Genomic DNA, 8,853 nt, shown 5'->3' with positions numbered 1-8,853 from the left:
GTACAGAGGATTTGTTTACTGACAATCGTGCTACAGCATGAGATACTGATTCTTTTCCTGCAAGAATATCTAGCACCGTATGTAGTTTTTCTTCTGCACAAACCTTAGTTCTATGCATAATAAATGCTCCCTTCCAAGTAGAGTGAGATTTTATTATTTCTCATGTCTACCTAGAAGGGAGCATATCATTCTCGGTATTCTAAATCATTTTCGGCTTCTATATGCAACGAAATTAAGAGTGTAATCCAAAAGCAATTATCTGATATCAGCATACATATAGCGGACGCAATGGAAATGCGTGAATTCTGGTTTATATTGATATTCCATAATTGTCCGTACTTGCCTGAGGATTTGATAAAAGGTATGGAGGAAGTTATTCGTGGCGTAAAAGACAAACATCCGGGAAAACAACCAAGTGAAAAAGCTGTTCGGTTGATTTGTAATTTTCTGTTAAGGAAAGCTGAAAGCCCTGGTAATTATAAAAAGAGCTTCTTTAACTGGGATGGCGTCAATAATTTTGGTAAAGAAATTACGTTCAGAACTTATCAGAAAACGCTTTTTCGAGGGTATCGTAAGAAACGAACGTACATTGAAGCTAGTTTGGAGTAATCGTAGTATATATTAATCTTGTTACAGATTAATTATTATAGGAGGAAACGATAGGATGCTTCTAGTAGATCAAGAAATAGAAAATATTAATAATTTAATATGTAAAAATATAAAAAGATCAAAGAGTTCTTCACGTGGAGAAATTTCCCAAATAATTATATCTCAATTACGAAATTTAGTTGAAGCAATTATGGTAAAGATTGATGCAAACGGGGCTAATGTTGAAAATTCATATGAGAAAATAAAATTAGCTAGAAAAAATCTATCATCAATGGGAAGTTTGAAAGTATTGAATGATTTCCATCGTTTTTTACAAATGGTAGCATCCCACTATACCTTTGACGAGGAAAATTCTGAAAGATTGATGCTTAAGTACTATCAATATTTATTTCAAATAAGAAATTTAATGTTTAATAAATATGGGATGAGTTTATTTGAGAATCTGGAGGAATTCCCTATACATACTGACCCAAATTTACAGGAATATTATGCTAAGATAGCGGAGAAAATTGAAGAGCATGAAATAGTTACAGTAAAAAATATAAGAGAAAAGTATTATATTCAGAAATTAAAGCCTTTTTTTGTTGATAGGAATATTTATTATGAAATCACTTTTACCTCTGCCGGCGATAATATAAAAAAGACGGATAGAATTATAGCCTTTACCAAGATTAATATCACAGAGAACTATTCTGCCGCATTTGAGTTTATTTCTGAGGATATTAATATCCTTGGAAAAACTATGCCCATCATTATTATAGTTGGTTGGACAGTGGCTATTAGAGAATGTGAATATAAAAATTTTATATCAATTCGAGCAGGTGGTAAAAATATAGCTAGAAGTATTTTGCAACAAGAAAATAAGCTTATATGCCTGTATTTATCAAAAACAGGATTTTCTTTAAATGATTTAGTATGTTTTCCTGCTGAGGTTTATGATTGTTTAATCAATAAATGGAAGACTCAATTGCGGTTTACGCCATTTATTGATACCCTTACTCGGTGTAGGGAAATAATACAAAATGAAGAACCTGGGCAAAATATTATTAGATACCTCTTATATAATATGAATAATACGATTATAAAGGATCAATATAATAAAAATATTAACAATAAACTTTCAGGATTATACCTAAAAAATAAATGTATTCCGTTTGATACGATGCCGTTTATCAATTCTCCTTGTGGACATAATCCTAGGATATCAACCTTATTTAAGTGTATCCCATTTGACAATAGGAATCATGAGTTGTTAGCCAGAGTAGTTAGAAATAATACGGAAATAAATGGACATCTTTTTACAGAAATTAAGAAATTAGGACATCGTTTTGCTAATTATAATTCATTAGTACAACAATATAATAATTTATTATGGGAAGGGCATTTTGAAATTAGCAAATTAGTTATTGAGCATAAACAAATTTTTATTAATGCGTATAAGAATGATACATGCGAAATAATAGAGAAATTTAGGACTTTGTCAAATGGAGGGATAAGGAATTATACAGAATCCATAAATGAATGGTTGGCCAATGAAGGGAGTTCAGTGGATAGTGAAGAAAAAAAGATAGTCTTGCGACAAATGTTCGCCAAGTCGAGAGTTGCACTTGTTTATGGATCTGCTGGTGTAGGTAAATCTACGCTTATCAACCATGTTTCTAACTTTTTTGCAAAAAAGGAAAAACTTTTTCTTGCGCAAACAAATCCTGCTGTTGATAATTTAAAAAGGAGAGTACGTGCGGCGAACTGTAGTTATATGACGATCGCAAAGTATATCAGAAAAAATAAAATCAAGAGAGAGTTTGATTTAGTTGTAATAGACGAATGCAGCACTGTGAGCAATAGGGAAATGAATACTCTCCTAAACCTCACAAAATTCAAACTACTTTTATTAGTGGGTGATAACTATCAAATTAAATCAATTCGATTTGGAAACTGGTTTTCTATTGCTGAAAAATTTATTTCATCCGATTCAGTATTTCATTTGAATAATCCATATCGAAGTAAAAATGATGAATTATTAACTTTATGGAAAAAAGTTCGTAATATGAATGATGATGTAATTGAATGGATTACTCAACAAGGTTTTTCTCATACCTTAGATGAATCTATTTTTGAACGGTCGGAAGTAGATGAAATTATACTTTGCTTAAATTATGATGGATTGTATGGAATAAATAATATCAATAGATTCTTACAAGAAAATAATCCAAACCCAGCGATTCAATGGGGAATACAACAATACAAAATTGGCGATCCAATTTTATTTAATGAATCGGAACGATTTTCTCCTCTCATTTATAATAATATGAGAGGAACAATAGTGGACGTAAAAGTTTTTGATGAAGCAGGTTCTCCAAAATACATCCAATTCGATATCGAACTGACTAATGTAATAAATGGTTTGGATGCGGAGCCATATGACTTAGAGCTTCTAGATAATTCAAAAAATGGCAACACGGTAATTCGTTTTTTTGTCTATAAAGAGAAGAACATTGATGAAGATAATGAGTTAAGCACTGAAACAGTAGTCCCCTTCCAAATTGCTTATGCTATTTCAATTCATAAGGCTCAAGGATTAGAGTATAAATCTGTAAAAATCGTCATTGCTAAGGAGGTTGGTGAATTAATAACTCATAATATTTTTTATACAGCAATAACGAGAGCTCAAGAGAAATTAAAAATATACTGGACGCCTGAAGTAGAAAATGATGTTTTATCTAATATTAAGCCTTTGAATATCAATAAAGACGTGAACCTATTAAAGATATACCTACATTGATTAAGATGTAGGTTCAGCAAATCAATTAAGCATTCAGATTGTGTATAAATTTTTTTCGATCAGGGTTTGGTGCTGGTTGCGCAGGAGGCGGAGAAGGCTCAGTTTGATAAGGAGAGCCGCGAGATGGAGGGCCTGTTTTGTCCGAAGTGCCATTCCCGGGATATCCATATCGACAAGAAAGGCTACAGCTTGACGAAGGGTGTCGTCGGGACGCTGGTGTTAGGGCCTGTAGGTTTGATTGCCGGGAAGCATAAGTCGAACAAGCTGCGGTATACGTGCCGTCAGTGCGGCCATCAGTGGCATGATTAGGAGGGGACGTATGAAAAAGATATTTCTGGCCTTGGTTTTTACGACTTTATTTTCTTTGCCTGTATTCGCGGCGAATTGGTATTGGATTGCATCGGATGCGAATACGACGACATATATCGATACGGCGTCTCTGACTTATTCACCGGCAGCGGATACGGCCTGGATCACTGTGCGGACGGATATTCCGTCGCAGAATGCCCAGTTGCAGCAGCAATACGTGGCTAATTACAAGGATGATTTGGTTCGTGTTTCCAATTCCCGGGCTTATGCCGGTATCATCAGTGCCCCTATTTACGAGGCTGATCATGATTCGGCAGCTCCTATGGGACGGGAGGAAAAGATCATGACCGTCGCAGCGGCTCTTGTGAATCGCCCGGAAAAGCAGAAGGCCTATGCTCAGAAGGTAGCAGAGGAGCAGAAGAAAGCGGAAGAAGCAAAACAGGCGCGGCTGAAGGCTGAACAGGAACGGCAGGAAAAGCTGAAGAAGGAACAAGAAAAAGAACAGGCCCGGCAAAAACGAGCATCTGTCCTTGGGGGCATTGGCGCTATTGCTAGTATTTTTGTGCATTGAGAAAGGCTTCCACCGACGGGGGACGCTGTCAAGACGGCTTGTCGGATTGACTGAGAGGGTGGATTTTTTTCTGTAATTCGATTCATTTAGGTTGGTGTTTCAACCTCTATCCCCGGCTCCGCCGGTACTTTTTGCATAAACCTGAGCAACTAGCTCATCTGCATAGACTTTTTTTAGGCCATGACTCTGGAGCTCTTAGGCCATCTTGCCACAGGAAATGGGCTACTTTGCCGCTGATGCGTACCGGACTGATAGATGGATATCTAAGAGCGACAATATAAGGATGTATGATTTCCATTTTGCTGGAACGGTAATGGGTATTAATATTGAATGAAATAATTACATATGATATAATAGTGAGAACGTAATTTCGATAATCTTATTTAATTTATAAGGTTTGCTGGTTTGGCGAGTATAATTGAAAGCTTTGAAAAATTTGTATCTTACTCATGTAATCTATAATACATTAGGGTGGAATTGAAGTTTAAATATGTTGGAATATAGAAGGGAGGAATTCACATATGGAAACAGATAAATCTAAGAATTTAATACAACTTCTATTGGGAAAAAGTCAGGAAGCTTTTATTATAGGGATAGAAATCTATAATAAGCCAACAATTAGGTATCGTGTAGAAGGCTTTTCATTTTTTATATGTAATGCTTGGGAATTAATGTTAAAGGCCTATCTTATAAAAACTAAAGGAGAAAAAAGTATCTACTACGCGAAGGATGAAAAACGCACGATAACTTTATCTAACTGTATTGAACAAATTTTTACCAATAAAAATGATCCATTGCGCATGAATTTGGAACGAATTATTGAATTGCGTAATACTAGTACACATTTCATAACGGAAGAATATGAACAGATTTACGTACCATTTTTTCAATCTTGCGTGTTGAATTATTGTGATAAAATGTTAACTTTTTTTGATGTTGACGTTACAGATAAAATCCCTGCTAACTTTTTAACTCTTTCTATAAAGGTCTCTTCGATTGAACCAAAAGAAATACAAGCAAGGTATCCAAAATTAATTGCCGAACAATTGTTGGAGACATTAACACATATTAATAATTCTGTTCCGGAAGAAGGAAATGAAAAATATGCTATTCTTATAAAACATGATATTTATTTAACTAAAAAGAAAGAGATTGCGTCGGCATCTGTTGCAATCTCAAAGGATGCTGATCAGGCTGCATTTATTTTCAAAAATGTGAAGGATTGGCAACAAACCTGTCCGCATAGACGGAAGAAGTGTATAGAATTAATCAATAAAGAAATTAAAAAGAATAATATAAATTTTATAAACCCTACTAAAGATCCGTCAGATGATAAATATCATACTTTTAACACAAGTCATTTTGATTTGATTGTAAAGTTTTATAATATGAAATCGAATAAAGAATATTGTTATATATATGATAGAGGCACCACACCTCAGTTTACATATAGTAATTCAGCTATAGAATTTATATTTTCAGAAATAAAAAAAGATCTTGAAAACATTATTCGGAATCTAAAGAAACAGATAAAAAAGAGCTAACCCCAGGGGCAAAGGATTTCTAAGCATAATGCCTACTCCCATTCGGGAACCCAGCCTATTTCCTTCACGAGTAGCTCTTATTACATTATACCAAATATGTACTGAAATGCAATTAGATTAGCTTACCAATTTGGATAAATTTACTAGTTTGTAGCCGAATAGTAAGTAAGGGCCAAGCATATATTGACAGCATTTGTTTTATAGTCTATACTTTGGTCACTACGAAAACCATATTGGTTTTATCGGGCGCGAGTCGATATGACGAGCGCCTTAATTTTTTGCCAGGAATCCATCGACGGAGAGAAGTGAAGCCTTACTTTCTCTGGGAACGAAAGTGAGCCGAAGACTTTATAGAGTGGAATTCAACCTCTATCCCCGGTTACGCTTCGCTACCGGTACTTTCTCCGGTCTCGGAGAAAGCAAGTGTCAACCTCTATCCCCGGCTCCGCCGGTACTTTCTCCGGTCTCGGAGAAAGCAAGTGTCAACCTCTATCCCCGGCTCTGCCGGTACTTTCTCCGGTCTCGGAGAAAGCAGTCGTTGTAGTATCGGTTAATTCGTTTCCTGCTTGGTAGTATGTATTATAGCCGTTTTTCTTTGTATCAGAATATGGTATCATATGTATTATTAGGTAGAGAATATGTTAATTCGAGGGATCCCTATGAAATTATTTATCAAAAATTTTGCGAAAATAAAAGAGGCAACTGTTGAGTTTAACGGAATTACTGTTATTGCCGGGGATAATAACACAGGCAAGAGTACGGTGGGTAAGATTTTGTTTGCTTTTTATGATGCTTTTTATGATATTACGCAAAAAGTAAAAGAAGAACGGAAGAGTGCGATTCATAGAGCCATATCGTTTGAATTCGGCAACTTTTTCAACGATGAAGAACATGTACGGAATACACTGTTTTTGCCAAATTACCTGCAATATATAAAGAAAATAAAGGTCAACGATGATTTCGACGCCATTGATGTAGATGAAATAATACAAAATGCCTTAGGCGATGATTTTCACGCGCTATCTGTTGAGGATAAGCAACAATTACATAAAAATATCACGGCTCGCCTGGATAAAATAAAAGAGGTACAGGATGAAGAGTTGAAGGAGCGGATTATAGGGGAATATTTCCAAAATTTATTTAATTCGCAGATTAACTCTCTGTCTAAAGACGGAAGTAAAGAAGATAATGCTATCGTAACCTTGTCTATTAAAAACAAGAATATCTCCAGCACTTTCTATCACGATCAATGCATAGAGGTTGGACAGCAGATTAATCTATTGAATAAGTCTGTTTATATTGATGATCCTTTTATTGTAGATACGGCATTGAGAAAGAGTAGCTTACCTGATTTTGTTTTGAGAAAGAGCTCTCGATCTGAATTAAATCGGCGACTAACGCAGTATCTCAACCAGCCGAAAGAAGGGCATTTGGTTGAAAAGCTCTTAGCGGAAAAACAATTAGAAGAAATTAATGAAAAGCTAAAACGCGTAGTGCCAGGCGAATTCACCATTTCTGAACGAGGCGATGTAGCGCTGAAAAGTGAACGCTTGACAGGAACAATCGATATAGCAAACTTGTCTACTGGGATTAAGGCTTTTGTCATACTGAAAAAGCTGCTGGAAGATGATGTTTTGAAACCAAAGGATGTATTAATTTTAGATGAACCGGAAATCCATCTGCATCCGGAATGGCAGATTATTTATGCTGAATTGATTGTGTTGTTGCAGAAGTATTTTGATTTGACTATTTTGCTCACAACGCATAGCCCTTACTTTTTAAAGGCTATCGATGTTTTTGCGATGAAGCATGATATTAAGAATAAGTGTAAATTCTATCTTTCCAATATGGACTGGAATGATAATTCTGCCTATTTTACGGATAGAACCGATAATATGGAAGCTTTGTTTGAAAAAATGGCAAATGCCTTCACTATATTGAACAGCATTGAAGACGAATATAGATAGGCAAAAGGCCAGATAGGTGGTATGTTCTTAATGACGTTACATTCACTTGACAATTTCTTCATAAAAAATCGTAATCAGCGTCAGACGATCACACAACTATCTACAGATTCCAAGAAAAAAGACAATCAATGGTGCGCTTCTGATTTTACAGCGTATAATTTTGACAGAATTATCCAAAATTACTGTAAACGAAAACGGAAGAGCACGGAGATTTGCAGTGTAGATGCCTTGACGTGGATCAACGGATACCTTAATTTCATCGAGTTCAAAAATAGTTCACTAAATAAGGACGAAAGAATTAATGTAAAAAGAAAAGTGGCGGAAAGTGTACGCTATTTTGAAAAAATCATATTGGAGAATCGATTCTTTGAGACTTGCCAGATTTCCACAAGGTTTATATTGGTTTGTGGTGGCCAAGTAAAAAATGGTCCTAATAGCTACACTAAAATAAATGACTCGCTCCAAAAACTTGCCGGGAAAAGGCCACTTGATGAAAAAGGAAAATTTATCAAGGAGTATTGTGAATTATTGGAATTTTTTGGCGAAGTATATGTGCTGGATTCTGACGAGTTCAGAAACCAGATAGAAGACTATGCCTTACCGCCTCTTTGATGCTGTTTTAACGGAGCGGGAACTGGGCCGCAAGGCTCGAAAGAGTGAACCTCAACGCCTATCTTCGGAAATGCTTCTCTTTCAGTACCGCTTCGATTTTAAGAATGTCCATCAATAAAATATAAGAAAGTTGTCTCGTAACTGGGGAGCTTTCTTATCACTTTGTGATTTTTTTGCAGTGGATTTTGGTTTTTGTATTCAACCTCTATCGCCCTGCGGGCACTTTCTCCGGTCTCGGAGAAAGCATTTGGTACCTTTTTTTTGTTTGGTGAACGATTTGAAATTTTACCTCTCCTGCACGTGGTATGCTAAAGTTGGACATGGAGGGGGTAGAAATTGGATACTAAATGTAGTAATCTTGGATAAAAGATTTTCTAATTAGTATCCGATGCCCTCAATTGTTAGATGGGAGGTTGCCACGTGAAATTAACGAAAGAACAACGATTAGAAATAGGTCGC

7 protein-coding genes are annotated in these 8,853 nt (G+C 35.7%); all 7 read left to right on the top strand.

From position 1 onward, the window contains the following. Positions 1-363: 363 nt before the first annotated feature. The 7 genes from H8J70_RS12000 (at position 364) to H8J70_RS11970 (ending at position 8,394) form a co-directional block, all read left to right on the top strand. The gene (locus tag H8J70_RS12000) at positions 364-609 is read left to right on the top strand and encodes a hypothetical protein (RefSeq protein WP_222433708.1); all 246 of its coding nucleotides are present in this window, start codon (positions 364-366) and stop codon (positions 607-609) included. Positions 610-664: 55 nt separating this feature from the next. Then, complete coding sequence (locus tag H8J70_RS11995) at positions 665-3,391, top strand: ATP-dependent DNA helicase (protein ID WP_186504529.1); 2,727 nt, start codon at positions 665-667, stop codon at positions 3,389-3,391. A 123-nt stretch (positions 3,392-3,514) separates the two neighbouring features. After that, complete coding sequence (locus tag H8J70_RS11990; RefSeq protein ID WP_186504528.1) at positions 3,515-3,700, top strand: hypothetical protein; 186 nt, start codon at positions 3,515-3,517, stop codon at positions 3,698-3,700. 10 nt (positions 3,701-3,710) lie between these two features. Further along, the gene (locus tag H8J70_RS11985) at positions 3,711-4,271 is read left to right on the top strand and encodes a hypothetical protein (RefSeq protein WP_186504527.1); all 561 of its coding nucleotides are present in this window, start codon (positions 3,711-3,713) and stop codon (positions 4,269-4,271) included. Between the two features lie 521 nt (positions 4,272-4,792). After that, a complete protein-coding gene (locus tag H8J70_RS11980; RefSeq protein WP_186504526.1) occupies positions 4,793-5,815 on the top strand; it encodes a DUF3644 domain-containing protein in 1,023 nt (340 codons plus the stop codon). Positions 5,816-6,474: 659 nt separating this feature from the next. Then, on the top strand, positions 6,475-7,782 hold the full coding sequence (locus H8J70_RS11975) for an AAA family ATPase (protein ID WP_186504525.1): 1,308 nt from the start codon (positions 6,475-6,477) through the stop codon (positions 7,780-7,782). Positions 7,783-7,812: 30 nt separating this feature from the next. Continuing rightward, positions 7,813-8,394, top strand: coding sequence for a hypothetical protein (locus H8J70_RS11970; protein ID WP_186504524.1), 582 nt, complete (start codon positions 7,813-7,815; stop codon positions 8,392-8,394). The last annotated feature ends 459 nt before the right edge of the window (positions 8,395-8,853 follow it).

The organism is Megasphaera hominis, assembly GCF_014269395.1.
Taxonomy (GTDB): Bacteria; Bacillota; Negativicutes; order Veillonellales; family Megasphaeraceae; genus Megasphaera; species Megasphaera hominis.
Note: the sequence above shows the minus strand (reverse complement) of the source record. Positions and strands in the feature narration are given on the sequence as shown.

Bases quoted from the DNA above. Each gene is read 5' to 3' on its own strand.
- H8J70_RS11990 (WP_186504528.1), top strand. From the start codon at position 3,515: ATGGAGGGCCTGTTTTGTCCGAAGTGCCATTCCCGGGATATCCATATC.
- H8J70_RS12000 (WP_222433708.1), top strand. From the start codon at position 364: ATGGAGGAAGTTATTCGTGGCGTAAAAGACAAACATCCGGGAAAACAA.
- H8J70_RS11995 (WP_186504529.1), top strand. From the start codon at position 665: ATGCTTCTAGTAGATCAAGAAATAGAAAATATTAATAATTTAATATGT.
- H8J70_RS11975 (WP_186504525.1), top strand. From the start codon at position 6,475: ATGAAATTATTTATCAAAAATTTTGCGAAAATAAAAGAGGCAACTGTT.
- H8J70_RS11985 (WP_186504527.1), top strand. From the start codon at position 3,711: ATGAAAAAGATATTTCTGGCCTTGGTTTTTACGACTTTATTTTCTTTG.
- H8J70_RS11970 (WP_186504524.1), top strand. From the start codon at position 7,813: ATGACGTTACATTCACTTGACAATTTCTTCATAAAAAATCGTAATCAG.
- H8J70_RS11980 (WP_186504526.1), top strand. From the start codon at position 4,793: ATGGAAACAGATAAATCTAAGAATTTAATACAACTTCTATTGGGAAAA.